Origin of the sequence: Streptomyces spectabilis (assembly GCF_008704795.1) — a bacterium.
In the GTDB taxonomy this organism is placed as follows: domain Bacteria; phylum Actinomycetota; class Actinomycetes; order Streptomycetales; family Streptomycetaceae; genus Streptomyces; species Streptomyces spectabilis.
In genome coordinates this window covers 6,191,544-6,216,318 of record NZ_CP023690.1, presented here as the reverse complement: position 1 = coordinate 6,216,318, position 24,775 = coordinate 6,191,544, and the positions used below count along the sequence as shown (strand labels likewise).

Genomic DNA, 24,775 nt, shown 5'->3' with positions numbered 1-24,775 from the left:
CGGTCCCTACTTGACCGCGACCTGGGAGATGTCCAGGACGCCGGTCCAGTCGCTGATCACGACGTTCTTGACGTCCTTGCCGTACAGGCGCTTGTAGACCGGGTGGAACAGCGGCACGTTGACGGCCTTCTCGCCGATCTTCTTGTCCAGAGCGCCCCACCTCTTGGCGGCCGCGTCGTGGTCGGTCAACTTGTTGATCGCGTCAATCTCCGCATTGACCGACTTGTCGTTCAAGAAGGACGAGTTGAAGTTGTATCCATCATTGACAATCTGGCGGCCGTCGAAGATGGGCGAAAGGAACGGGCCGCCGGAGGGCCAGTCGGCGCCCCAGTGGGCGAGGAAGAGGCCCGGCTCGTCCTTGGCGTCGTGGACCTTGTCCTCGTAGTCGTTGTCCTCCAGGCCCTGGAGCTTGACGGTGATCCCGGCCTTCTTCAGGGCGTCCTGGAGGGCGGTGGCGATCTCCGGGCTGGTCTCGAAGTTCTTGGCGTTGGAATGGGTGAGGGTGATGGTCAGGCCGTCCTTGTAGCCGGCCTCCTTCAGCAGTTCCTTGGCCTTCTTCGGGTTGCCGCTGTCGCCCGCCGGGAAGTGGTCGAACTTCTGGTAGCCGAAGGACTCCTGGTCGGGCAGGAAGGTGGTGGCCGGCTCGGCGAGCGAGGAGCCGCCCGCGGCGTTGATGACCGAGGAGCGGTCGACGGCGTAGGCGACGGCCTGGCGGACCTTCGGGTTGTCGAAGGGCTTCTTCTTCGGGTTGAAGGCCAGGTAGTTGGTGTAGCCGAAGTGGCCGGTGCCGACCTGCGCGGCGAGCTTCTTGTCACCGGTGACCTTGGCGAGCTCGGCGGGGCCGAGGTTGGTGTCGGTGGTGACGGCGGCGGCGTCGGCGCCCTGGCTCGCGGAGAGGCGCTGGTTGATGACGGAGGAGTTGAAGCCGGAGCGGACGTCGATCTTGTCCGGGTAGGCCTTGCGCTCGGCGTCGGTCTTCTGCGACCAGTGCGGGTTGCGCTCCAGCTGGAGCCGCTCGCCGCCGTTCGTGTTCTTGACGACCTGGTACGGGCCCGAGGAGATCGGGTGCTCCTCGTACTTGGTGCCCTTGTCCTTGGCCTTCGGTACGGGCGCGAACGACGTCTGGGTCGCCACGTAGTCGAAATCGCCGACGGGCTTGTTCAGGTGGAAGACGATGGTGCGGTCGTCCGGCGTCTCGACCGAGTCCAGGCCCTTCTTGTCCTTGTAGGGGCCCTGGTACTTGTCGCCGCCGATGAGCCAGTCCCGCAGGAAGGGCGCGCCGCCGGACAGCTCGGCCGCGAAGGAGCGCTCGATGCCGTACTTGATGTCCTTCGTCGTGATCGGCGTGCCGTCCTCGAACTTGAGGCCCTTCTTCAGGGTGTACGTCCACACCGTGGCGTTCTTGCTCGGCTTGCCGAGGCTCTCGGCGAGGTCCGGTACGACCTTCGCGCCCTCGGCCCCGTCCTCTCGGTTGCGGGTGGTCAGGGTGCGGAAGACGAGGCTCGGCACGTTGCCGCCGCCGGAGGTGTACAGACGGGCCGGGTCGAAGGTCTTCTGCGGTTCGCGGTTGAGGACGGTGAGCGTGCCGCCCTTCTTGGCCTTGCCGTCGCCCCCGGCGTCGTTGCCGTCCTCAGGTCCGCAGGCGGCGGCGCCCGCGGCCAGGACGACCAGGGTGGCGGATGCCGCTGCCACGCGGCGGGATATGACGGACTTCTGACGACGCAGACGCATCGGAGTGCCTCTCGGAAAGCTGAAGAGAAAAAGAGGGAGCGGGGGGAAGCGCGGGAGCCCGCCCCGGGCACGTACGTCAAGACCGTCTGTCCAGGATGCGGACACCTGGCCACATCGTGGACCGCGTACAGAACGCGCCACACGCACAGGGGGCATGGGGCACGGAAACGCGGTGAAGGAAGGAGAAGCGCGACGCACTCGCCGGGGGCGGGCGTCAGCGACAGTGAATATCGGCCACGCAGAGCGCGGTCACGCCGAACAGCGCCAGCTCAAGGGCGGCGCTCGGGGAGGCGTGACGGGTCGACATGCGGAGAAATATGGACGATGCCGCGTGGAATGTCAACGCGACGTCTCACTCTCTGAGCCGCACCGTCTCACTCCTTGGGAAACACCCAGGGGTTGGGCTTGCAGTGGATGCCGTCGTGGTCGAGGAACTTGGTCTGCTGCTGCATGACGGGCGCGAGTTCGCCGTCCCGCTGGCAGTCCACATGGCCGTGGCCGAGCCGGTGGCCGACCTCGTGGTTGATCAGCATCTGCCGGTAGGGGTGGATGCGGTCGCCGTAGGTCTTGGCACCCTGGGCCCACCGATAGGCGTTGATCATGATGCGTTCGGTAGAGGCCGAGTCACAGGACACGTTCTGCTTGAGCGTTTCGAGGCCGGACTTCGCGCACCACTTCGCGGTGGTCACCGGGCTCGCCAGGGTGATGACGAAGTCCGGCTTCCCGGAGGAGATCCGCTCGAAGGCGCGGGCCCCGCCGTGCGCCCAGCTCCGCTCGTCGTTCAGGGTCTTCTGCACGGCCTGCGCGAACAGGGCGCCGTCCAGGCCCATGCCCTTCTCGACGTCGACGCGGTACCGGAACTTCTGCCCCTTGCCGGGCGCCCGGTCGAATCCGGGCATCACCTCGAAGTCCCCGGACGCCGCGAGCTTCGCGTCCAGCGGGTACTTCTTGCCCATCTTCGTCTCGTACGACTCCGGGGTCGGCTTGTCGGACGGCGCGGGCCGGTTGTCCGAGCGCGAGGCGGAGCCGCGGGCGTCCCGGGCGTCGCCCGCGTCGTGGTCGGCGGCCCGGGTGTCGGAGCCGGAGCCCTTGGCGTCGTCGGTGACCTGCGCGGCCACGACGATGGCGAGGGCCAGGGTGACGGTCGCGGCGGCGGCGCCGATGACGGTGCGGCTGCTGAGCCGCCCGCCCGCCGGGGTCCCGCCAGCGGCGGCGGGGGCCGGGGAGCCGCCGCCCGTGCCGTCGCCGTCGTCACCGGCGTCGGTCTCCCAGGCGGTGACGGACGCGTACGGATCGCGGGGCGCGGGCGGCCGCACAGGGGTGGCGCCCGCCGCGAGCACATCCACGCCCTCGAAGCCGTCCGGGGCACCGAGGGCGTCGAAGGCCGCGACATCCTCCCGTCTCGGTCCCGGCGTCCGGGGCGGCCGCGCCGCGCCGGACCCGGTCCGCGGCGCCGCGGAGCCGACCGTGCCCCAGCCGCCGCCGGGCTCGCGCTGCTCGGGGTGGCCGCCGCGCACCCGCGGGGTGCCGTGCGGCGGGGTGGCCTGCGGCACGCCGTGCGGGGGCGTTCCCTGCGGCGGCGTCACCCGGGGCGTCCCGTGCGCGGGCGTTCCCTGCGGCGGCGTCACCCGGGGCGTCCCGTGCGCGGGCGTGTCACCGCGCCGACGGCGGCCGCTGCCCGTCCCGGACGGTGCCGTCCGGGACTCGGGTATGCCGGAGGTGCTGCTGGTGTCTGTGTTGTCGGCCGGGTCCCGGCGGCTATGGCGTCCCACGCGGCGTGTCAGCTCCTCGTACCCGACGTACCCGGATCGCGGCGGTCGTCGCTCACGCCGCCGCCCTTGCGCACCGCACGAGGATCCCTCAACTCACCGGCGTCAGCCACGAGTTCGCGGATCCCGGCGGCCACCGCGTCCGGAAACTCCATCATCGCCACGTGCCCGGCCTCGGTAAGCGTCAGCAGCCGCGAGTCGCGGAAGGCCGCCGCGGCCTTGTGCGCCATGCGGTACGACACGAGCTGGTCCCGGCCGCCGTACACGAGCAGCGTCGGCGCGAGCACCCGCTCGGCCTGCCGCCACAGGCCGTGCTGGCCGCCGAGCGTGTACGCGTTCACGATGCCGCGGGCCGAGCGGGCCATGGCGTCCCAGAAGTAGGGGCGCGCGAGGCGGCGCTCCATCTCGCGCACGGCCGCCGCGAACGCGTCCGGCGAGACCTTGGCCGGATCGCCGTAACAGAGCTCCATGACGCCGCGCACCCGCATCTCCGGCGTCCACTCCTTGGTCAGCCGGGTGAACAGGGCGGCCACACCGGGCAGCGCGAGCAGTCCCGTGGGCACGGCGGTGCGCTGCACCCGCAGCTCGGGCAGGGCGGGCGAGACCAGGGTGAGGGTGCGCACGAGGTCGGGCCGGACCGCGGCGACGCGGGTGGTGACGGCGCCGCCCAGGGAATTGCCCACCAAGTGGACGGGGCCGCGCCCGCGCGCCTCCAGGAAGCGGATGACCGCGCGCGCGTGCCCGGTGACCGAGTAGTCCCCGTCGTCCGGGGGCGGCGAGTCGCCGAAGCCCGGCAGGTCGAGGGCCTCGCCGTCCATGACGTCCTGGAGCAGCGGCATCAGCGCCGACCAGTTCTGCGAGGAGCCGCCGAGCCCGTGCACGTACAGCGCGGGCGGCAGACCCGTGTCCGCCGCGGGCCGGGTGCGCACCGAGAGCGTCATGCCGGGCAGCGTGACCGAGTCCATGCGCTCGCCCTCCACGACACCGACGGCACCCGGCTTGGGGGCGACGGTGGCGGCGAGCACGTCCGGCAACTCGGTCGAAGACATGCGGGCAATGTTACGAGACGATCACGCGTTGGATCGCGTGTTCGGGGTCACAGGTGCGGTTTGGATCGCGTAACAGATCACGCGGGCACCCGGCAAAAGATCGCGTGGCGCCCCGATCGGGTGTTCCCTGGGGGAAGAGGGAACTCGCCGGGAAGAGGCGCGCGAATCAGGGCACCCGCCCAGACACCGGCAAGAGATCCGAGGGAGTCCCCATCATGAGCGTTGACCCGACCGACCCGGACACGTTCGAGGTCGAGGAGACCGCGGGCGACTTGGACGAGGAGACGCCCGAGGCCGACGCCGCCGAGCAGCACACCGAGCTCGCGCCGCAGCACGACGGCTCCCTGGAGGACGTCGACCCCGGCGCCGCCAACGTGGCCGACGTCGCCGAGCAGGCCCGCGTGGTCGACCTGGACGAGGACGACTACCGCTGAGCAAAGGCGCGCACCCGCGCGGCTGCCCGTGTTTGCCCTGCTACGCACCGCTTCCATGGGTACGGGGTCCGTGAAATTCTGCGCTCGCACCGCGCACATCACAGTTACCGAAAAGTACGATGGCGGCGCGGCGCACACCGCAACTAAGGACGATTCTGGGAGGCGGCGTGACAGCCATCGAGCAGACAGAGGCGGCACGCCCGCGGGGCACTCGCCTGCCGCGCCGTGCCCGACGCAACCAACTCCTCGGCGCGGCCCAGGAGGTCTTCGTCGCCCAGGGGTACCACGCGGCGGCGATGGACGACATCGCCGAGCGGGCGGGTGTCAGCAAGCCGGTGCTCTACCAGCACTTCCCCGGCAAGCTCGACCTCTACCTGGCGCTGCTCGACCAGCACTGCGACAACCTGCTGCAGGCGGTGCGCGCGGCCCTGGCCTCGACGAACGACAACAAGCAGCGCGTCGCGGCGACGATGGACGCCTACTTCGGGTACGTGGAGGACGACGGCGGCGCCTTCCGGCTCGTCTTCGAGTCGGACCTGACCAACGAGCCCGCGGTCCGCGAGCGCGTCGACAAGGTCACGCTCCAGTGCGCCGAGGCGATCTGCGAGGTCATCGCGGAGGACACCGGCCTGCCCGAGGCCGAGTCGATGCTGCTCGCCTCCGGGCTCGGCGGCCTCGCCCAGGTCGTCGCACGCTCCTGGCTGCACAGCGACGGCGGCGTCCCGCGCGAGAAGGCGGTGCAGCTGCTCACCTCGCTCGCCTGGCGCGGCATCGCGGGCTTCCCGCTGCACGGCTCCGAGGGCCACTGAGCACACGGGCCGGTTCTCCGTCCCGCGTTTCTTCCCGGTACGTGTTCGCTCCTGGCGTGCGCGGCCGGAGCCGTCGGCGTCGCTTCACCGGGCTAATCTGTGCAGGTACGGCGCGGGCGGCCGCGCACATCACTGACCGTCGGAGGGACAAAGCGTGGAGGTCAAGATCGGCGTGCAGCACGCGCCGCGCGAGATCGTTCTGGAGAGCGGTCAGAGCGCCGAGGAGGTCGAGAGCGCGGTCTCCGAGGCCCTGACGGGCAAGGCCCCGCTGCTGAGCCTGACGGACGACCACGGCCGCAAGGTCCTGGTCCCCGCCGACCGCCTCGCGTACGTGGAGATCGGCGAGCCGGCCCAGCGCAAGGTGGGCTTCGGCACCCTGTAGCACGCGGACGGCGCGCGCCCGCGCGGCGCGCACGAAGAGCGGCCCGGTGGTTCGACCACCGGGCCGCTCTCGCGTGTTCACCCGCTGTTCACCCGGTGTACGGGGATCCTCGGTGCGTTCCGGACATGAATGGGGTGGAGGGTTGCGTTCCGACCGCCGGGGTAGAACCGGCTACGACCGTTTTGCCCCCATGATCCGTACGCGATCGGCATGATCCGCAAACGATCGGCATGATCCGTACGCGATCGGCCACGATCCGCACCCGACCACGAGGGAGGGACCCCCACCGTGATCCTGGAAGCGCTCGGCTCCGCACTTCTCGGCCTGGCCCTCGCCTGGGCGACGGCCCACCGGCTCGCCCACCGGCTGCCGTCCCGCACGCTCGTCCTCGCGACCGGAGTGGGCGGGGCGCTCATGGGCGCGTTCATCGCGCACACGGCGCTCGGCCCCGGCAGCTCCCCCATGACGCTGGCAGGCGCCCTGATCGTCTCGGCCGCGCTGCTGTCCCTGCTGCTCCGCCCTGACCGCCGCCTGCGCCGCCGTCAGGTCACGGCGTAGGCCTCCGGAGCACGGCCCGGGGCCCGGCCCGCGGGCCGGGCCCTCGACTCAGGCCGCCAGGCCGAGTGCGGCCATCCGCTTGGTGTGCGCCTCGGTGATCCGCGAGAACATCCGCCCGACCTCCGCGAGGTCGAACCCGTCCGCGACACCGCCGACCAGCATCGTCGACAGGGCGTCCCGGTCGGCCACCACCCGCTGCGACTGCGAGAGCGCCTCGCCCATCAGCCGTCGGGCCCACAGCGCGAGCCGCCCGCCGACGCGCGGGTCCGCCTCGATCGCGGCGCGCACCTTCTCCACGGCGAAGCTCGCGTGCCCGGTGTCGTCGAGGACGCCCAGGACGAGCCGGCGCGTGTCGCCGTCGAGCCGGGCCGCCACCTCGCGGTAGAAGTCACTGGCGATGGAGTCGCCGACGTAGGCCTTGACCAGGCCCTCCAGCCAGTCGGACGGCGCCGTCTGCCGGTGGAAGCCGTCGAGCGCGGCGACGAAGGGATCCATGGCCTCGGTCGGCTCCGCGCCGACCGCCGCGAGCCGGTCCCGCAACTGCTCGAAGTGGTGGAACTCGGCGGACGCCATCTTCGCCAGCTCCGCCTTGTCGGCGAGCGTCGGCGCCAGCTTGGCGTCCTCCGCGAGGCGCTCGAACGCCGCGAGCTCGCCGTAGGCGAGCGCGCCGAGGAGGTCCACGACCGCGGCGCGGTACTGCGGGTCGGCGGAAGCTTTCGCCCAGTCCTGGGCGGCCACCCCGGTGGGGGTCTCGGCGGCCCCGGCGTCGGCTGCGTCGTGTCCGGGCTGAGCTGCGTTGTCAGGCGTCTCCATGAAGCGCACAATAGCCCGCCCGTCCGGTGGCGTAAGGCCCTGGTCAGCCACTGTGACGACAACGACGTACGGCCGCCGAGGGGGGCGCATGACAGGCGCGCGGGAGCGCCGGTGCGCGACGGGTGACACAAATCGCCGGACACTCATGCGAGATTCCGGGGTACAGTGGTAATGCGCCCGCCGAATATTCGACGGGCCGTATGAATGAGGATGCCCGGTCGGTGGCCCGATCGGCTCCGACCAGACAGCCCTCCAGGGCAGTGCGCATCGTGCGTACGGCATGCGGAGGGACCCTCAGCGGTGTGAGCGCTCGAGCGTCGGCAGTGGTCCCGTGCCACCTGGCCCGCCCGGTTCGTTCCACAGGCGGCCGACAGTCCCCGACACGGTCACGACCCCCAGCGTTCGCCTCGCGCCGCGTCTCACAGAAGAGGCATAGCCCTGACTACCACTTTCCGGGATCTCGGGATCCTTCCCGAGACAGCCGAGGCCCTTGAGGCCGTCGGCATCGTGAACCCCTTCCCCATCCAGGAGATGACGCTCCCCGTCGCGCTCTCCGGCACCGACGTCATCGGCCAGGCCAAGACCGGCACCGGCAAGACGCTCGGCTTCGGCCTTCCGCTCCTCGAGCGCGTCGTCGTCCCCGCCGACGTCGAGGCGGGCCGCGGCACGCCCGACGACCTCACGCAGGCCCCGCAGGCGCTCGTCGTCGTCCCCACCCGCGAGCTGTGCACCCAGGTCACCAACGACCTGCTGACCGCCGGCAAGGCGCGCAACGTCCGCGTCCTCGCCATATACGGCGGCCGTGCCTACGAGCCCCAGGTCGAGGCCCTGAAGAAGGGCGTCGACGTGGTCGTCGGCACCCCCGGCCGCCTGCTCGACCTCGCCGGACAGCGCAAGCTGAACCTGAAGCACGTCAAGTGCCTCGTCCTCGACGAGGCCGACGAGATGCTCGACCTGGGCTTCCTGCCCGACGTCGAGAAGATCATCAACATGCTTCCCGCGAAGCGCCAGACGATGCTCTTCTCCGCGACCATGCCGGGCGCCGTCATCGGCCTCGCCCGCCGCTACATGTCGCAGCCCACGCACATCCGCGCCACCGCGCCGGACGACCAGGGCGCGACCGTCGCGAACATCGCGCAGCACGTGTACCGCGCGCACTCCATGGACAAGCCCGAGATGGTGTCCCGCATCCTGCAGGCCGACGGCCGCGGCCTGGCCATGATCTTCTGCCGTACGAAGCGCACGGCCGCGGACATCGCCGAGCAGCTGGAGCGGCGCGGCTTCGCCTCCGGCGCGGTCCACGGCGACCTCGGCCAGGGCGCCCGCGAGCAGGCCCTGCGCGCCTTCCGCAACGGCAAGGTCGACGTGCTCGTCTGCACCGACGTCGCCGCCCGCGGCATCGACGTCGAGGGCGTCACGCACGTCATCAACTACCAGTCCCCCGAGGACGAGAAGACGTATCTGCACCGCATCGGCCGCACCGGCCGCGCGGGCGCCAAGGGCATCGCGATCACACTCGTCGACTGGGACGACATCCCGCGCTGGCAGCTGATCAACAAGGCGCTCGAGCTGGACTTCAACGACCCGGTCGAGACGTACTCCAGCTCCCCGCACCTGTACGAGGAGATGAACATCCCCGCCGGCACCAAGGGTGTCCTGCCGCGCGCCGAGCGCACCCGGGCGGGGCTCGACGCCGAGGAGATCGAGGACCTCGGCGAGACGTCCGCCCGCGGCGGCGCCAAGGGCCGGTCCCGTGGCCGCTCCCGCACCGCGGCCGCGGAGGAGCCCGCCGCCGAGCGCCCGGACCGTACGCCGCGCAGGCGTCGCCGCACCCGGGCGGGAGCCCCGGTGTCCGGTGCCGCGGAGACCGCCGCGGGCACCGAGGCGCAGCCTGCCGAGGCCCCGGCCGCCGCGCCCGCCGCCGCGGAGGAGTCGGCCGCGCGCACGCCGCGTCGCCGCCGCCGCACCCGCTCGGGCAAGTCCTCCGAGACCGCGGAGCAGTAGGCAGTAGGCACACCGACGCCGCGCCCATCCGTCCCCGCCCCCTGTGGGCGACCGCCCCGCAGGGCGTGGACGGGTGGGCGCGGCGTCCGTGTGCCGGGCACCGGTTAACGTACGGGGCATGAGTCGGCCCCCCACCTTCAGTCCGCCCCCGGGCACCCGCGCGCGCGTGCTGGAGACCGCGCGCGGGGCGTTCGCCGTACTGGACGCCGCGCCCGCCCGCCCGACCGGCGAGGCCGGCGAGGTCAGCGAGGTCAAGGGGGTGGCGCTGCTCCTGCCCGGGTTCACCGGCAGCAAGGAGGACTTCATCGCGCTGCTCCGGCCGCTGGCCGCCGCGGGCTACCGCGCCGTGGCCGTGGACGGGCGCGGGCAGTACGAGTCCGCGGGGCCTGACGACGAATCCGCCTACGCCCTGGGCGAGTTGGCGCGCGACGCGCTCGCTCAGGCCGACGCGCTCGACGGCCCGGCGGCCGGCCCCCCGCACCTCGTCGGCCACTCCCTCGGCGGTCTGATCGCCCGCAGGGCCGCGCTGCTCGCGCCCACCGGCACCTTCGCCTCGCTCACGCTCATGTCGTCGGGCCCCGGCCGCATCGCGCCGTCCCAGCGCACCCGCGCCACCCTGCTCACGGACGCCCTAGCGACGCATTCGATGGCGGCGGTGTGGGAGGCGATGCGGGCCATGGACCCGCCGGAGGACGCCGAGGTGGACGGCGGCGCGGACAACGGCGCCCTGCGCGCCCGCTGGCTGCGCAACAACCCGGCCCAGCTGATCGCCACCGGCAAGCAGCTGTGCGTCGAGCCGGACCGCGTGGCCGAGCTCGCCGCCCTTGAGCTCCCGGTGCACGTGCTGTCCGGCGAGCACGACGACACCTGGCCGGTGCCGCTCCTGGACGACATGGCCCGGCGCCTCGGGGCGCACCGCACGGTCGTCACCGGCGCCGACCACTCCCCCAACACCGACCGTCCGGAAGCGACCGCCGCCGCCCTCGTCTCCTTCTGGGACGGGACGCGCTGAGCCCGGGCGGGTCAGGGCCTCAGTAGCACTTCTGCAGGTGCTCCCAGAAGCCGTCCCGCAGCACGCGGCGCAGGTCGGACTGGCCCCGCAGCGAGTAGTCGAGCAGCCGCTCCGCCTCGACGAGGAGCTCCTGGTCGACCGAGCCGGGCAGATAGGGGTGGCCGGGCAGCAGGCCCACGAGGGCCTCGCGGCCCCGTGCCGACAGCCACTTCGCGGAGATCTGCGCGCCGACGAAGCGCACGTCGTCCCGCGAGGGCCGGGAGGCCGCCACCGCGCCCTCGTAGGGCAGGGGGGAACGGCGTGTGATGTACGGCTTGAAGAAGTCGGCGTCGAACGTGCGCTGGCTGTCGACCTCCCACAGCAGCGGCTCCGCCTGGTTGCGCCCGTCGGGGGCCTCGATGCCCCACAGGTGGACGCGCGCGCCGTACCCCTGCGCCGCCTCGACCGCCGACACCAGGTCCTCGTCGCCGCCGATGAGCGCGGCGTCGCTGATGGCCCGGTGCCGGGCCAGGGACTCCAGATCGCTGCGGATCAGCGAGTCGACGCCCTTTTGCTGGTTGTTGGCGTTGAGGTTGCCGAGCCGCACCTTGACGTCGGGCAGTTCGGCGATGGACTGCTGCTCGGTGGTGTGGATGCGCCGCCGGGCGCCGTCGTACCAGTACACGCGCAGCAGCCTGCTGTCGGCGAAGATCGTGCGTGCCTTGTCGATGAGCGCGTCGATGAGCCCTTCCGCGTCCAGGTCGAAGGCGCGCCGGTCCTCGGTGCCCACGGCGAGGCGCCCCGCGGCGGCGTACAGATAGCCGGCGTCGACGAAGATCGCGTGCGTCGACGGGGTCTTCGCCACCTCGGCGAGCATGCGCTCGAGCAGCCCGTTGGCGCGCACCAGTAAGGCGTTGACCTCGCCGGTCTCGTGGAGGGTCTCGTCCGTGTCCATACGGAACACATTGTCGCGTCCGTCACACAGGGGGCACAACCAGTGCTAGTTACGCAACGAACACAACCGGCCGCGAAACGGGGCGGCAACACGGCGTTCATTAGCCTCTCAAAAAATTTCCTTAGCGTAGGGAATGTTTGAGGCGGGAAACTCGTTGGAACCGTACGTAACCGAAGTTCTCCTCAGGAGGATCACCAGACGAAGGGAGAAGCCCATGCGCTTCGAAATCATGCGACTCGACGACGTCGACGGCACCGCTGTGGACACCACCGTCGTGGACGCCGCCTCCGTCAACCGGATCGTGCAGCAGGCGGCCGCCATCGGCCAGCGCCTCTACATCCGCCCGGCCGACACCACGGCCTCGTAACGCCGCACGTCCCCACCCATCACGCTCCAGAGCCCTGTACGACACCGGATCACGCCGGTGACGTACAGGGCTCTGTTCGTGGGTGCGCGGGGTGCGCGGGGCGTCAGCCGCCCCGGATGATCTGGGTGACGCCGTTGACGATCTGCTGCACCGCGATGGCCGACAGCATCATGCCCGCGAGACGCGTCACCAGGACCACGCCGCCGTCCTTGATGACCCGGATGATCAGCAGCGAGAAGCGCATCGCGAGGAACAGCACCACGTGGATGGCGAGGATCGCCGCCCAGACCGAGACCTGCTCCGCGGCACTGGCGTGCTGGACGGCCAGGATCACCTGGACGATCGCGCCGGGCCCGGCGAGCAGCGGCATGCCGAGCGGCACGAGCGCGACGTTCACGTCCTTGGTCTGTTTGGGCTCGTCGGTCTTGCCGGTGAGCAGGTCGAGCGCGACGAGCAGCAGGAGCAGCCCGCCCGCGATCATCAGCGCCTGCGTCGACACGTGCAGATAGTCGAGGATCTGCTGGCCGACGACGCCGAACACGGCGATGACCCCGAAGGCCACGCAGACGGCCTGGAAGGCCATCTTCTTCTGCACCTTGGCGGGGCGGCCCGAGGTCAGGGCGAGGAAGATCGGCGTGATCCCAGGGGGATCCATGATGACAAAAAGGGTGAGGAAGAGAGATCCGAAAACGGCGACGTCGAACACGGTGATGGCCTTGCAGAGAGTCGTACGAGGTGAGGGAGGTGAGGCGGCGGCGCCCGCGCGCGGGCGCGGGTGGCGCGCGGCCCCGGACGGGGCGCGGCGGACGGTGGAGCGCCCGCTAGGCGGGCAGGTCTCCGCCCGCGCCCGGAACCGGGAACGCCCCGGTGGCGCGGCGCGTGATCTCGCCGTAGATCTCGGGGTCGGTGGTGTACTCACCGAGCGAGACGGTCTTGCGGCTGCCGTGGTAGTCACTGGAGCCGGTCACGAGCAGGCCGAGGTCGGCGGCGAGGCCGCGGAGCCGCGGGCCCGCCTCGGGGGCGTACGCCAGCTGCTCGGGGTGGTCGACCTCGATGCCGTCGAGACCGGCCGCGGCCAGCTCGGCTATCGCGGACTCCGGGACGACCTTGCCGCGCTGGGCGGCGGCCGGGTGCGCGAAGACGGTGACGCCGCCCGCGGCCTTGACCAGGCGGATCGCCTCGAAGGGGTCGAGCTCGGTCTTCTCCGCGTGCGCGCGCCCGCCGTCCGCGAGCCACTCGGGCGTGAACGCGTCCGAGACGCCGGCGACGACGCCGAGCTCCACGAGGGCCTCGGCGACGTGCGGGCGGCCCACGGAGCCGTCGCCCGCGATCCGCGCGACCTGCTCCCAGGTCACCGGGACGCCGAGCTCCTGGAGCTTGCGGACCATCGTCCGCGCGCGCGGCACCCGGTCGTCGCGCACCAGCTCGCGCGCGCGGGCCAGCTCCGGCTCGTCCGGGTCGAAGAGGTACGCCAGCATGTGCAGGCCCACGCCGTCGAGGCGGCAGGACAGCTCGGCCCCGGTGACGAGGGTCAGGCCCGGCGGCAGCGCGGCGACGGCCTCGGCGTGGCCGCGCGTGGTGTCGTGGTCGGTCAGGGCGACGACGTCGAGCCCCGCGGCGGCGGCGTTGCGCACGAGCTCGGCGGGGGTGTCCGTGCCGTCGGAAGCGGTGGAGTGGGTGTGCAGATCGATGCGCACGCGAGACTCCACGCTGTTCGGGGCGGACAAGGGACGCATCAAGGATAACGGCCGCATCGGGGGCGACCGGCCAGGTGTTCGCGCCCGCGCGGAGCGCGCTCGGCGAATCCGGCGCGACGGCGAGGCCGTGAGGCTAGAGGGCAGCGGGGCAGCGGGCGCGTCCGCGAGGGCTACGGCGTCAGCAGCCGCGGCGACAGCGCCCCGCACGGCAGCAGCTCGACCTCGGCCCCCGCGTCCCGCAGGTCCGTGAGCACCAGCTCGTCGTACATCAGGAGCCCCGACTGCTCCGGCCACGCGATCGCCCACAGCCACAGGCCGCACGCCTCGCCCGCGAAGACGGCGCGGTCCTCCGGGGTGCCGGACACGTGCCACATGGGCGTCGGGCGCCCGGCCGCGAGGACCTTGGCGGCGGGCGGCTTGCCCACGTTCATGCCGGGGCCGGGGTCGGGGCCGTCGATGCCCGCGTAGCGCGCGCCGAGGCCGATGCCCAACTCCTCGGCGACCAGGATGAGTTCGCCGACGCCGCCGAGCGGGGCGGGCCCCGAGCAGGCCACCGCGGTCGCCCGGCCGCCGCCGCGGTCGTCGCCCGCGCAGGCCACGCCGGTGAAGAGCCAGCCGACGGGCAGTGGCCAGGGCATCCACACCGGCACCTGCGCGCGGTGCACCACGACGCTGAGGGCCTCGACGCTGGGCGGGATCACGGGCTGCAGCGGATGCACGGTCCCGTGCACGTCACACTGCCAGGAGTCGGCAAAGAGGCCGGGAGCCCTGACCCGGCCACCACACTTCGGGCAACTGGGTTCGCCCCTCATAGCGCCCCACGGTCCTCCCCGGTGGACGCCGCGTCAAGGACGATCACCCGTCCGGAGTGCGGCCGCCCGGCGCCGGGGCCGACAGCCGGGCCGGGGACGGAGCAGCGCCCACGGGCGCGCGTACGCCTTCGGTCCAGGGCCGCGTACGCGCCGGATGCGGTGCGAGGCACGCATCCGGTCCGGACGCGTGAGCCCGCGCCCCGTCCTTCTGGCGTACTAGTCGAGGGCCACGCCCGCGCGCAGCGGGTCGCGCAGGTCCGTGCCCTTGTTCAGCCAGCGCTCCTGGAGGGCCTGCGCGCCGTGCACCCGCTTCCAGGCCGCCTCGTTCGGCGTCATCGGGAGCAGCGGCAGGAACCGTACGGGCTCCATCGGCTCGTCCAGGTCCAGGTCCGCCACCAGGCCGCCGGGCTCGGCGACGAGCACCGAGGTGAAGGGCGCGCCCGGCCACAGCGGCTCCCCCACGTCCAGCGAGCTGCCGGGGGCCACCACGAGCCCTTCGACCTGCGGCGACGCGGCGAGCACGGCCAGCGGCCTGAGCACCTTGTCGGTGTCGGCGACGCCGCCCTTGACGGAGAGGACCAGCTCCGCGCGGGGGCCCTTCACCGGGTCGGCGAGCACGGCCGTCGGATCGGACATCGGCTGGGCGGACATCCCGAGGGTCGCGTACCGCACGGCCCGGCCCCGGTTTTCGGCCGGAAAGCGCAGGACCTCGACGCGGTCCGTGCCGAGGAACGTCACCGACGCGCGGGCGTCGGGCTCCCCCAGGGCTTCGCGCAACCGGGCCTCGACCAGAGCAAGAACATCAGCCATGCGGTGAGCATAGAACTCGTCAGTGATGGGTAAAGGTGGGGGTTTGACGGACCGGTCGGCTGATACTGTTGGCAGCTGGCCCGGGCGGCACGCAGAAGCGTCGCTCTCAAGCCCGGACCTCAGGGCCCTCGGGCCCGAACTCGACGGACGGCGCCCGCGTGCGCCTGGGAACTCCCCTACGGGGGACCGGCCGGAGGAGGTGGGGCTGCAGTGGATCGAAGTCGACCGTGCAGTACCACTCGCTCTTCCGCCCGCTGACTTCCCGCAGCAACGACGCTGCGGCGGCCGTGCGCCCGGCACTCCACGAACCACCCGGCCCTACCCGGCCCGTGCCCCGCATGACGGAAGAGCACCGCGTTTCACCTGATCTGCATCAGTAGCGTTGCTGCCACCGCGACGGTGCGGTGCTCCCCGCTTTGTGGACGTGCCTCCCCAGCACAGCCGGACGTCCCCATTCCGGGTAGTTCCACCCGCCGCAGGCGGCCCTTTCGTCGAAGGAGCCTGCCCATGTCGATGATCCGCGACCTGCGCGCCGCAGTCCGCCCCTCCCTGCGCAAGGAGAGCGGCGCCTACAGCTCGTACGACACCACCCGCGACCCCCGCGCCGCGTCCGCCGTCGTCGACTGCGCCGTCTACCGCGACGGCCGCCGCGTGTCCTGCGACGAGACCCTCACGCCGCACGAGGCCATGCTCCAGGTCCGCCGCGACGGCGGCTTCGCCTGGATCGGCCTGCACGAGCCGACGGAGGCCGAATTCGCGGGCATCGCCGCCGAGTTCGGGCTGCACCCGCTGGCCGTCGAGGACGCCGTCCACGCCCACCAGCGGCCCAAGCTGGAGCGCTACGACGACACCCTGTTCACGGTCTTCAAGACCATCCACTACGTGGAGCACGCCGAGCTGACCGCCACCAGCGAGGTCGTGGAGACCGGCGAGGTCATGTGCTTCACCGGCCGGGACTTCTTCATCACCGTCCGGCACGGCGGCCACGGCTCGCTGCGCGCGCTGCGCCGCCGCCTCCAGGACGAGCCCGAGCTGCTCGCCAAGGGCCCCTCCGCGGTCCTGCACACCATCGCCGACCACGTCGTCGACGGCTATCTGGCGGTCGCCGACGCGATGCAGGTCGACATCGACGACGTCGAGAACGAGGTCTTCGCGGCCACCGGCAAGGGCGTCTCGCGCGGTGTCGACGCCGGCCGGATCTACCAGCTCAAGCGCGAGGTCCTGGAGTTCAAGCGGGCCGTGCAGCCGCTGCTGCGCCCGATGCAGCTGCTCTCCGAGCGCCCCATGCGGCTCGTCGACCCCGACATCCAGAAGTACTTCCGCGACGTCGCCGACCACCTCGCCCGGGTCCAGGAGCAGGTCCTCGGCTTCGACGAACTGCTCAACTCGATCCTCCAGGCCAACCTCGCACAGGCCGCCGTCGCGCAGAACGAGGACATGCGCAAGATCACGTCCTGGGCGGCCATCATCGCCGTGCCGACGGCCGTGTGCGGCGTCTACGGCATGAACTTCGACCACATGCCCGAACTGCACTGGCGCTACGGCTACCCGATGGTGCTCGGCCTGATCGCCACGGTCTGCTACACGATCCACCGCACCCTGAAGCGGAACGGCTGGCTGTGAGCGGGGGTCCCGGCCGCGGGGCCGCTGGCTAAGCTGCCGTCATGACCGCTGACACGCTGTTCGGGCGCGCCCTGATCGAAGAGGCCACCAAGAAGTCGGGCCTCGTGTGGGTGCGCGGCGCGGGTCAGGACCGCGCCCTGTGGCACGTCTGGCACGACGGCGCGGCGCACCTCGTGGGCGACGGCCCCGGCGAGCAGCCCCTGCCGCAGCTCGCCGACGGCGCCACCGCCGAGGTCACCGTGCGCAGCAAGGACAAGGGCGGCCGCCTCCTGTCCTGGACGGCGACGGTGACGGAGCTGGCACCGCGCACCGAGGAGTGGGAGGCGGCGGTCGCCGAGCTGAAGGGCAAGCGCCTGAACGCCCCCGACGGCGAGCGGGTCGTCGAGCGCTGGGCGGCCGAGTGCCGCGTGCTGCGCCTGACGCCGCGCGAGGCGGACCTGGAGCTGCCCGACGGCTCCCTGGCCGCCCCGCCCCTGCCGACGCCCGTGACGACCCGTCAGCCCATGCCCGAGGGGCTGCCGAAGCTGCTCCTCGGCCGGAAGAAGAAGCGGCGCTGAGCCGCGGCCGCGGGGCGGGCGGCCGCTCGGGCTACGACGTCGGCAGCTGCTTGCCGTAGTCCACCGTCTCGTTCAGGCCCGGCTCCTTCAGGGGCACGGCCTGGTTCCACTCGCTGAGCCGCAGCGTGCCCGCGTCGCCCGCGCGCCGCAGGGTCAGCGGGTACGGCTTGCCGTCGAGGGACACCTCCAGGGTGCCGCCCGCGCCCTCGTCGCCGCTGATCCTGATGTAGCGCTTGGTGCCGGACCCGCCGCGCTCGCCCTTGGCCAGCGTGCCGTGCAGCGCGAGGGTGCCGTCGAGGAGCACGTCCTTGTCGGTGAACCCGCTGAGCCTGCGGTACGCCGGGTCGCCCTGGGGCACCTTCACGTACTTGCCGTCGAGCTTGGCCGCGGCCGTACTGTCCGCGCCGGCGGAGCCGCTCCCCTCGCCCTGGTGCGCCCAGAAGGCCGAGTCCGCCTTCAGATAGAGGTTCTCGCCGACGCGGAGCAGCTCGAACCGCTGCCCCTTGGACGTCACCGTGCCCGTGCCTCCATTGGCCGTGAGCCGCATGTCGAGCTTGTACGTGTGGCCCTTGGTGACGACGCTGCCGGAGAGCCGCACGGCGGGCGCCGCCTCGGCGGCCTGCCGCGCCTTGCTCTGGATCCTGGCCGCGGAGAGCTTGCCGACGCCGTTCGTGCCCTGGTCGGGGTCCTCCCCGCCGCCCCCGCACGCCGTCAGCCCCGCACCGCCCACCACGAGCCCCACGCACACCGCACCCATCAGCGCGGACCTTCGGAATCGGGGAGCCGGTCGCATCGCAGTCACAGGTGGGGCTGCCTCTCGTGCGGACGTCGTCTACGGCCACGGCCGTACGCCGGACCGGCCTGGCGTACCGCAGCGTACCGGTGTCTCCCACGTCCCTCGGAGCCAGTCCGTCCGGACCGCTCACCAGGGCATATGCGCGAGGTACGGGCTAGCCTGAACCCCATATCACCGGCATAGGGCACATACCGCCGAAACGGTTCCCCCCTCACCCCGAGAAAGGCGCGGCAGATGGCAGGAGGCGTGCCCCGGATCTTCGTCTCGCATCTGTCCGGCACCGCGGTCTTCGACCCGAACGGCGACCAGGTGGGCCGCGTGCGGGACCTCGTCGTCATGCTCCGCGTCGGCAGGAGGCCTCCCCGGCTGCTCGGCCTGGTCGTCGAACTGGCGACCCGGCGCCACATCTTCCTGCCCATGACCCGGGTGACCGGCATCGAGTCCGGCGAGGTCATCAGCACCGGCGTGCTGAACGTACGCCGCTTCGAGCAGCGCCCCACCGAGCGGCTCGTCCTCGGCGAGATGCTCGACCGGCGCGTGCGCCTGGTGGAGACCGGCGAGGAGGTCACCGTCCTGGACATGTCCGTGCACCGGCTCCCGGCCCGCCGCGACTGGGAGGTCGACCGGGTCTTCGTGCGCAAGGGCAAGGAGGGGGCCTTCCGGCGCAAGGGCGAGACGCTGACCGTCGACTGGGCCGCCGTCGACGGCTTCTCCCTGGAGGAGCACGGACAGGGCGCCGAGAACCTGCTCGCCACCTTCGAGCAGCTGCGCCCCGCCGACCTCGCCAACGTCCTGCACCACCTCTCCCCCAAGCGCCGCGCCGAGGTGGCCGCCGCCCTCGACGACGACCGGCTCGCGGACGTCCTCGAAGAGCTGCCCGAGGACGACCAGATCGAGATCCTCGGCAAGCTCAAGGAGGAGCGCGCCGCCGACGTCCTGGAGGCCATGGACCCGGACGACGCCGCCGACCTGCTCGCTGAGCTGCCCGAGGACGACAAGGAACGCCTGCTGACCCTGATGCAGCCGGACGACGCGGCCGACGTACGGCGCCTGATGGCGTACGAGGAGCGCACGGCGGGCGGTCTGATGACGACCGAGCCGATCGTGCTCCGCCCGGACGCCACGGTCGCCGACGCCCTGGCCCGGGTGCGGCAGGAGGACCTCTCCCCCGCCCTGGCCGCGCAGGTGTACGTGTGCCGCCCGCCCGACGAGACCCCGACCGGCAAGTACCTGGGCACCGTGCACTTCCAGCGGCTCCTTCGCGACCCGCCGTACACGCTCGTCGGCTCGATCCTGGACGACGACCTGCGCCCCCTGTCGCCGGAGGACCAGCTGCCGGTGGTCGCGGGCTTCTTCGCCGCGTACGACATGGTGGCGGCGCCGGTCGTCGACGAGGGGGGCGCGCTCCTGGGGGCCGTCACCGTCGACGACGTGCTCGACCACATGCTGCCCGACGACTGGCGCGAGACGGAGTTCCACCTCCAGGAGGAGGCCGGCCATGGCGCGTGAACGGCAGGGGCGCGACCGCGAGGCGCGCGACGAGCGGCGCGAGACCCGCCCCGAGACCCGGCCCCGGTTCCGCCTCGACCAGCCCCGCGCGCGGCGCCGCAAGCTCCTCCCGGACTACGACCCCGAGGCCTTCGGGCGGCTCTCTGAGCGGATCGCGCGCTTCCTCGGCACCGGCCGGTTCATCGTCTGGATGACGGTCGTCATCATCCTGTGGGTGGTCTGGAACGTCTCCGCCCCCGAGAGCCTGCGCTTCGACAACTACCCGTTCATCTTCCTGACCCTGATGCTCTCGCTCCAGGCCTCGTACGCCGCCCCGCTCATCCTGCTCGCGCAGAACCGCCAGGACGACCGCGACCGCGTCACGCACGAACAGGACCGCCGCCAAAACGAACGTTCTATCGCCGACACCGAGTACCTCACCCGCGAGATCGCCTCGCTGCGCATGGGCCTCGGCGAGGTCGCCACCCGCGACTGGCTCCGCTCCGAACTCCAGGACCTGGTCAAGGAGCTGGAGGAGCAGCGGCGGCTATTCCCGCCCGAGGCCGCCCGGGCACGTGACGTAGGCGACCGCTGACGGGCCTTCCGGACCCCCCTACCGGGAGCCGTACCATCGAGTACATGGTTACGGAAGACGCGGTGCGCGAAGCACTGGCGACGGTGAACGACCCCGAGATCCAGCGGCCCATCACCGAATTGGGGATGGTCAAGTCCGTGGAGATCGGTGCGGATGGCGCGGTCGCGGTCACCGTGTATCTGACGGTCTCCGGCTGCCCGATGCGGGACACGATCACGAAGAACGTGACGGACGCCGTCTCGCGCGTCGAGGGCGTCACGCGGGTCGGCGTAACCCTCGACGTGATGAGCGACGAGCAGCGCAAGGAGCTCGCGGCGGCGCTGCGCGGCGGCACGGCCGAGCGCGAGGTCCCGTTCGCCAAGCCCGGCTCCCTCACCCGTGTGTACGCGGTCGCCTCCGGCAAGGGCGGCGTCGGCAAGTCGTCCGTGACGGTGAACCTGGCCGCGGCGATGGCCGCCGACGGCCTCAAGGTCGGCGTGGTCGACGCCGACATCTACGGCCACTCGGTGCCGCGCATGCTGGGTGCGGACGGCCGCCCCACCCAGGTCGAGAACATGATCATGCCGCCGTCGGCGAACGGCGTGAAGGTCATCTCCATCGGCATGTTCACACCGGGCAACGCGCCGGTGGTGTGGCGCGGGCCGATGCTGCACCGCGCGCTCCAGCAGTTCCTCGCGGACGTCTTCTGGGGCGACCTGGACGTGCTCCTCCTGGACCTGCCGCCGGGCACCGGCGACATCGCGATCTCCGTCGCCCAGCTCGTCCCGAACGCCGAGATCCTGGTCGTCACCACGCCCCAGCAGGCGGCGGCCGAGGTCGCCGAGCGCGCGGGCTCCATCGCCGTCCAGACCCACCAGAAGATCGTCGGCGTGGTCGAGAACATGTCGGGCCTGCCCTGCCCGCACTGCGGCGAGATGGTCGACGTCTTCGGCACGGGCGGCGGCCAGAAGGTCGCCGAGGGCCTCACGAAGACGACCGGCGCGACGGTGCCGGTGCTCGGCTCCATCCCCATCGACGTCCGGCTGCGCGAGGGCGGTGACGAGGGCAGGCCGGTGGTCCTCTCCGACCCGGAGTCCCCCGCGGGCAGCGCGCTGCGCACCATCGCGGGCAAGCTCGGCGGCCGCCAGCGCGGCCTCTCGGGCATGTCCCTGGGCATCACGCCGCGCAACAAGTTCTAGACCCGCGCCTGTGCGAAGGGGCGCCGTGGAGTCCACGGCGCCCCTTCGTACGTGCTGGTCCTGTGGGCTACTTCGCGTAGGCGGCGATGTCCTTGACCACCGAGAAGCCGAGGCCGTACGCGCTCATCCCGCGCCCGTACGCCCCCAGATGCACCCCCTCCTTGGTGGACCCGGCGAGCACCCATCCGTACTCGGACTCCCGGTAGTGGAACGAGGTCGGGACCCCGTCCACCGGCAGGGAGAGGGCCGACCAGTCGGATCCCTCGAGGTCGTCCGCGAGGACCCAGGCCGTCTCCGTCTGCTGGTCGAGCCAGTCGTCCCGCAGGCTGTGGTCCATCTGGCCCGGCCAGGTGTAGGACAGCAGCCCGACCCCGGCGAGCCAGGCCGCGGAGGACACCGAGGTCGCCTCCAGGACGCCCGTGCCGTCGGCGCTGCGCCGCACCGGGTTGGCGGCGACGGTCACCACGACCGCGAAGCGCTCCCTGTCCCCGTTGCCGAACCCGCCCTCGGCCCGGACCGACGGCTCGTCACCGTGGCCGATCGAACCGTGCTCCACGGCGCCGTCCGCCGCCGTGCCGACCTGCATCAGCCAGCGCGGTCCCGTGAAGGCCTCGTCCAGGCCGTACCAGGGGAAGGGCGCCAGCAGGTAGCCGTCGACCGTACGCCGGGCGGAGGGCACCGCTTGCGACGCGGCACCGTCCGCGGCTGACGCCTGAGCGCCCACCCGACTTGTCGTCTCCATGTACCCGGCCGCCTCCTCGCTCTCGTCGGTCCGGGCGGCCCGCCCCCCTCGGGCGTCCTCACGCCGGACAACAAGGCAGGATAGCCACACCGCTTCCGGATGCCGGTAAAGCAGTCGGCGGACGGGTGTCCGGAAGGCCACGACGGCGGGCACCGCGGCGCACCGGGCGGCGCACGCGTGGCGCCGGATGGCGCACGCGGGTGCGCTCAGGTCGCGTCGGCGTCGAAGGGCGGGTGGTCGTCGGCCGCGGGCTTGGCGGGACGCTTCTCCATGTCGATCCGGCCGCCGCCGTTCACCGCGGGCGTCGACGCGCCGGAGCGGCTCGCGCCGTCCGCGCGGTCCTCCGCGGCCTCGCCCTCGCGCCCGTGCACGGAGTCGGTCACTTCGGCCATTTCCTTGCGCAGGTCGAAGCCGTTGCGGATCTCCTTGAGCCCGAGGTCGTCCCGCTCCATCTGCTTGCGGATGAACTTCTTCGGATTCAGGTCGTCGAACTCGAAGTCCTTGAATTCAGGTCCGAGTTCGTCCCTTATGTCCTGCTTGGCACTGTCCGAGAACTGACGGATCTTACGAATGGTCCGGGACGCGTCCTGAATGAACTTGGGCAGCTTGTCCGGGCCGAAGATGAGTACAGCGAGGATGACCAGCGTCACTATCTCGAATACGCCGATGTCGTTGAACACCCTGAGCTCCTTGCCGTCCGGACCCGCTCTACGGTACCCGGCGCTGCTGTACGTCCGGTAGCCGCAGGGCGTCAACGACGTCAACAGCGGCAAGTGTGAACCAGGGGCGCACTCCCGGCTCAGTCGCCACTGGCGCTGCCGAGGACCAGTGTCACCGTGCGCTCGTCGCCGCCGCGCTCGAGGGTGAGCTCCAGGCGGTCCCCGGGCCGGTGCGCGCGGACCTTGACGATCAGCTCGTCGCCGGAGTGCACGCGGCGGCCGTCGACCTCGGTGATCACGTCGCCCGGCCTGAGCCCCGCCTCGGCGCCGGGGCCGCCGCGGGTGACGGCGGGGCCGCCGTTCTGGCTCTTGCGCGCGATGCGCGCGCCGTCGCCCGTGAACCGCTTGTCGATGGTGACGCCGATCACCGGGTGCGTGGCCCGGCCGGTGTTGATCAGTTCCTCGGCGACCCGCTTGCCCTGGTTGATCGGGATGGCGAAGCCGAGCCCGATGGAACCGGACTGTCCGCCCTCGGACTCCGAGCCGCCGTCGGCGGAGCGGATGGCGCTGTTGATGCCGATGACGCGGGCCTTGGAATCGACGAGCGGCCCGCCGGAGTTGCCGGGGTTGATGGGCGCGTCGGTCTGGAGGGCGTTCACATACGAGACGTCGCTGCCGTCGCCCTTCTCGCCGCCCGCCGTGATGGGGCGCTCCTTGGCGCTGATGATCCCGGAGGTGACGGTGTTGGCGAGGTCGAAGGGCGCGCCGATGGCGACCACGGGGTCACCCACCTGCACGTTCTCGGAGTTTCCGAGGGGCAGCGGCTTGAGGCCGCGGACGCGGGAGACCTTCACGACGGCCAGGTCGTATCCGCTGTCCCTGCCGATGACCTTGGCGCGCGCGGTCTCGCCGCCGCTGAAGGTCACGGATATCTCGCCGCCCGTTCCCGCCGGTTCGACGACGTGGTTGTTGGTGAGGATGTGGCCCTTGCCGTCGAGTACGAATCCGGTGCCGGTGCCGGCCCCTTCGGAGCCGCGCACGTGCAGCGTGACGACGCCGGGCAGGGCGCTCGCGGCGATCCCGGCCACGCTGTCCTTGGGCCGGGTGTGGGACTCGGCCCCGGCCTGCGGCAGTTCCACCCCGCCGCCGCCGATGCCGCCCTCGCGCTCCAGATACGCCCCTACGACGCCGCCGATGCCGCCCGCGACGAGCGCGATGACCGCCGCCCCGGCCACGAGGACCCGCCGCCCGCGCCTGCGCCGCTGCTCCCGCGTCTCGACGGCGGCACCGGTCTGCTGGAGGGGCGCGGCGCTCCAGGGGTCGTAGCGCTGCCAGGGCGCGGGCGCCGCGGGCGCCGGAGCGGGCGGGGCCGTGCCGTGGGCCGGGGTGCCGTGGGCCGGGGTGGTGACCGGGTGCTGGACGGGCGGGGCGGGGGCCCAGGGGCCGGGCCCGCCGTAAGGCGGGGTGCTGTACGGGTCGGGCTCGTGCAGCGGCCGGGGCCGGTCGGCCGGGGAAGGGGGCACCGCCGCGTCAGCCGGGGCGGGCGTCGTGGGCCGGGCCGGGTGCTCGGGCGCCGCCGCCGGGCCGTCGAGCGCGCCGGGGCGGCCGCCGGTCATCGGAGGCCAGGGGGACGCGGAGGCCGACGCGTCCGGGGAAGCCGGAGCGGGTGTCGCGGACCGGGCCGGGTGGTCGGACGCCGCGGGCGCTGCCGGGGCGGCCGGCGCGCCGGGATGGCCGCCGGTCACCGGAGGCCACGGGGACGCGGAGGCCGACGCGTCCGGGGAAGCCGGGGCTCCGCCCGGGGCGTCAGGGGCCGGGGGCTGGGCCTCGGCCGCGCCGGAGGGGCGGGGTGCGTCCGCCTCCCCGCGTGGCCCCGTGCCAACGTCTCCGCTCGGCCCAGTACCCACGACCTCGTCCATGCTCTCCCCACAACTGCCCCACGGCGGACGCCGATTC

26 protein-coding genes are annotated in these 24,775 nt (G+C 72.3%); 12 read left to right on the top strand and 14 right to left on the bottom strand.

Annotated features, from left to right (window positions below):
• Window positions 1–6 precede the first annotated feature (6 nt).
• From CP982_RS27400 to CP982_RS27390, 4 genes are all read right to left on the bottom strand, one after another.
• On the bottom strand, window positions 7–1,731 hold the full coding sequence (locus CP982_RS27400) for an ABC transporter substrate-binding protein (RefSeq protein WP_150512908.1): 1,725 nt from the start codon (window positions 1,729–1,731) through the stop codon (window positions 7–9).
• A 214-nt stretch (window positions 1,732–1,945) separates the two neighbouring features.
• A complete protein-coding gene (locus CP982_RS43140; RefSeq protein WP_311775232.1) occupies window positions 1,946–2,038 on the bottom strand; it encodes an Ms4533A family Cys-rich leader peptide in 93 nt (30 codons plus the stop codon).
• A gap of 67 nt (window positions 2,039–2,105) precedes the next feature.
• Window positions 2,106–3,503: a DUF3152 domain-containing protein gene (locus CP982_RS27395; protein WP_150512907.1), complete on the bottom strand. Its 1,398-nt coding sequence runs from the start codon at window positions 3,501–3,503 to the stop codon at window positions 2,106–2,108.
• Window positions 3,504–3,511: 8 nt separating this feature from the next.
• Complete coding sequence (locus CP982_RS27390) at window positions 3,512–4,549, bottom strand: alpha/beta fold hydrolase (protein WP_150512906.1); 1,038 nt, start codon at window positions 4,547–4,549, stop codon at window positions 3,512–3,514.
• Between the two features lie 215 nt (window positions 4,550–4,764).
• On the opposite strand from CP982_RS27390, the gene CP982_RS27385 reads away from it, so the two are divergent.
• The 4 genes from CP982_RS27385 (at window position 4,765) to CP982_RS27370 (ending at window position 6,732) form a co-directional block, all read left to right on the top strand.
• Window positions 4,765–4,983, top strand: a complete 219-nt coding sequence (locus tag CP982_RS27385; protein WP_150512905.1) for a hypothetical protein — start codon at window positions 4,765–4,767, stop codon at window positions 4,981–4,983.
• Window positions 4,984–5,150: 167 nt separating this feature from the next.
• On the top strand, window positions 5,151–5,792 hold the full coding sequence (locus CP982_RS27380) for a TetR/AcrR family transcriptional regulator (protein WP_144320788.1): 642 nt from the start codon (window positions 5,151–5,153) through the stop codon (window positions 5,790–5,792).
• 154 nt (window positions 5,793–5,946) lie between these two features.
• Complete coding sequence (locus tag CP982_RS27375) at window positions 5,947–6,174, top strand: DUF3107 domain-containing protein (RefSeq protein ID WP_138961648.1); 228 nt, start codon at window positions 5,947–5,949, stop codon at window positions 6,172–6,174.
• A gap of 288 nt (window positions 6,175–6,462) precedes the next feature.
• Complete coding sequence (locus CP982_RS27370; RefSeq protein ID WP_150512904.1) at window positions 6,463–6,732, top strand: hypothetical protein; 270 nt, start codon at window positions 6,463–6,465, stop codon at window positions 6,730–6,732.
• Between the two features lie 48 nt (window positions 6,733–6,780).
• On the opposite strand, the gene CP982_RS27365 is transcribed toward CP982_RS27370, so the two are convergent.
• Window positions 6,781–7,545 (bottom strand): ferritin-like fold-containing protein, encoded by a 765-nt coding sequence (locus tag CP982_RS27365; RefSeq protein WP_221515163.1) that lies wholly within the window; start codon window positions 7,543–7,545, stop codon window positions 6,781–6,783.
• A gap of 531 nt (window positions 7,546–8,076) precedes the next feature.
• Here CP982_RS27365 and CP982_RS27360 point away from each other — a divergent pair.
• Both CP982_RS27360 and CP982_RS27355 read left to right on the top strand, forming a co-directional pair.
• Window positions 8,077–9,549 (top strand): DEAD/DEAH box helicase, encoded by a 1,473-nt coding sequence (locus CP982_RS27360; protein ID WP_260422935.1) that lies wholly within the window; start codon window positions 8,077–8,079, stop codon window positions 9,547–9,549.
• 118 nt (window positions 9,550–9,667) lie between these two features.
• Window positions 9,668–10,561, top strand: a complete 894-nt coding sequence (locus tag CP982_RS27355) for an alpha/beta fold hydrolase (RefSeq protein WP_150512902.1) — start codon at window positions 9,668–9,670, stop codon at window positions 10,559–10,561.
• 19 nt (window positions 10,562–10,580) lie between these two features.
• Here CP982_RS27355 and CP982_RS27350 read toward each other — a convergent pair whose 3' ends face one another.
• Window positions 10,581–11,495 (bottom strand): NYN domain-containing protein, encoded by a 915-nt coding sequence (locus tag CP982_RS27350; RefSeq protein ID WP_184925221.1) that lies wholly within the window; start codon window positions 11,493–11,495, stop codon window positions 10,581–10,583.
• Window positions 11,496–11,709: 214 nt separating this feature from the next.
• Between CP982_RS27350 and CP982_RS41865 the strand changes: the two genes are divergently transcribed.
• Window positions 11,710–11,862 (top strand): hypothetical protein, encoded by a 153-nt coding sequence (locus tag CP982_RS41865; protein ID WP_138961645.1) that lies wholly within the window; start codon window positions 11,710–11,712, stop codon window positions 11,860–11,862.
• Between the two features lie 103 nt (window positions 11,863–11,965).
• Here CP982_RS41865 and CP982_RS27345 read toward each other — a convergent pair whose 3' ends face one another.
• The 4 genes from CP982_RS27345 to CP982_RS27330 form a co-directional block, all read right to left on the bottom strand.
• The gene (locus CP982_RS27345; protein WP_150512901.1) at window positions 11,966–12,568 is read right to left on the bottom strand and encodes a MarC family protein; all 603 of its coding nucleotides are present in this window, start codon (window positions 12,566–12,568) and stop codon (window positions 11,966–11,968) included.
• Between the two features lie 115 nt (window positions 12,569–12,683).
• Entirely contained in the window at window positions 12,684–13,559 is an 876-nt protein-coding gene (locus CP982_RS27340; protein ID WP_150512900.1) for a PHP domain-containing protein, read from the bottom strand.
• Between the two features lie 170 nt (window positions 13,560–13,729).
• Window positions 13,730–14,371: a DUF6758 family protein gene (locus tag CP982_RS27335; RefSeq protein WP_150512899.1), complete on the bottom strand. Its 642-nt coding sequence runs from the start codon at window positions 14,369–14,371 to the stop codon at window positions 13,730–13,732.
• A gap of 216 nt (window positions 14,372–14,587) precedes the next feature.
• Window positions 14,588–15,181: a suppressor of fused domain protein gene (locus CP982_RS27330; RefSeq protein ID WP_150512898.1), complete on the bottom strand. Its 594-nt coding sequence runs from the start codon at window positions 15,179–15,181 to the stop codon at window positions 14,588–14,590.
• 507 nt (window positions 15,182–15,688) lie between these two features.
• Here CP982_RS27330 and CP982_RS27325 point away from each other — a divergent pair.
• Both CP982_RS27325 and CP982_RS27320 read left to right on the top strand, forming a co-directional pair.
• Window positions 15,689–16,804 carry a magnesium and cobalt transport protein CorA gene (locus tag CP982_RS27325; RefSeq protein WP_144323748.1) on the top strand — a complete coding sequence of 372 codons (1,116 nt, stop codon included), beginning with the start codon at window positions 15,689–15,691 and terminating at the stop codon, window positions 16,802–16,804.
• Window positions 16,805–16,845: 41 nt separating this feature from the next.
• Window positions 16,846–17,361, top strand: a complete 516-nt coding sequence (locus CP982_RS27320) for a hypothetical protein (protein WP_150512897.1) — start codon at window positions 16,846–16,848, stop codon at window positions 17,359–17,361.
• 31 nt (window positions 17,362–17,392) lie between these two features.
• On the opposite strand, the gene CP982_RS27315 is transcribed toward CP982_RS27320, so the two are convergent.
• The gene (locus CP982_RS27315; protein WP_229878503.1) at window positions 17,393–18,118 is read right to left on the bottom strand and encodes a hypothetical protein; all 726 of its coding nucleotides are present in this window, start codon (window positions 18,116–18,118) and stop codon (window positions 17,393–17,395) included.
• Between the two features lie 273 nt (window positions 18,119–18,391).
• Here CP982_RS27315 and CP982_RS27310 point away from each other — a divergent pair, with 273 nt between their 5' ends.
• The 3 genes from CP982_RS27310 to CP982_RS27300 are packed head-to-tail and all read left to right on the top strand — an operon-like array spanning window position 18,392 to window position 21,418.
• Complete coding sequence (locus tag CP982_RS27310) at window positions 18,392–19,666, top strand: magnesium transporter MgtE N-terminal domain-containing protein (RefSeq protein WP_144320779.1); 1,275 nt, start codon at window positions 18,392–18,394, stop codon at window positions 19,664–19,666.
• Window positions 19,656–20,240, top strand: a complete 585-nt coding sequence (locus tag CP982_RS27305) for a DUF1003 domain-containing protein (RefSeq protein WP_150512895.1) — start codon at window positions 19,656–19,658, stop codon at window positions 20,238–20,240. Before CP982_RS27310 ends, CP982_RS27305 begins: the two co-directional genes overlap by 11 nt.
• A 44-nt stretch (window positions 20,241–20,284) precedes the next feature.
• On the top strand, window positions 20,285–21,418 hold the full coding sequence (locus tag CP982_RS27300; protein ID WP_150512894.1) for an Mrp/NBP35 family ATP-binding protein: 1,134 nt from the start codon (window positions 20,285–20,287) through the stop codon (window positions 21,416–21,418).
• A gap of 67 nt (window positions 21,419–21,485) precedes the next feature.
• Here the strand turns inward: CP982_RS27300 and CP982_RS27295 are convergent, their stop codons facing one another.
• The 3 genes from CP982_RS27295 to CP982_RS27285 form a co-directional block, all read right to left on the bottom strand.
• Window positions 21,486–22,160, bottom strand: coding sequence for a hypothetical protein (locus tag CP982_RS27295; protein WP_184925224.1), 675 nt, complete (start codon window positions 22,158–22,160; stop codon window positions 21,486–21,488).
• A gap of 206 nt (window positions 22,161–22,366) precedes the next feature.
• Window positions 22,367–22,840, bottom strand: a complete 474-nt coding sequence (locus CP982_RS27290; protein ID WP_150512892.1) for a sec-independent translocase — start codon at window positions 22,838–22,840, stop codon at window positions 22,367–22,369.
• 119 nt (window positions 22,841–22,959) lie between these two features.
• Entirely contained in the window at window positions 22,960–24,738 is a 1,779-nt protein-coding gene (locus CP982_RS27285) for a trypsin-like peptidase domain-containing protein (protein WP_150512891.1), read from the bottom strand.
• Window positions 24,739–24,775 lie beyond the last annotated feature (37 nt).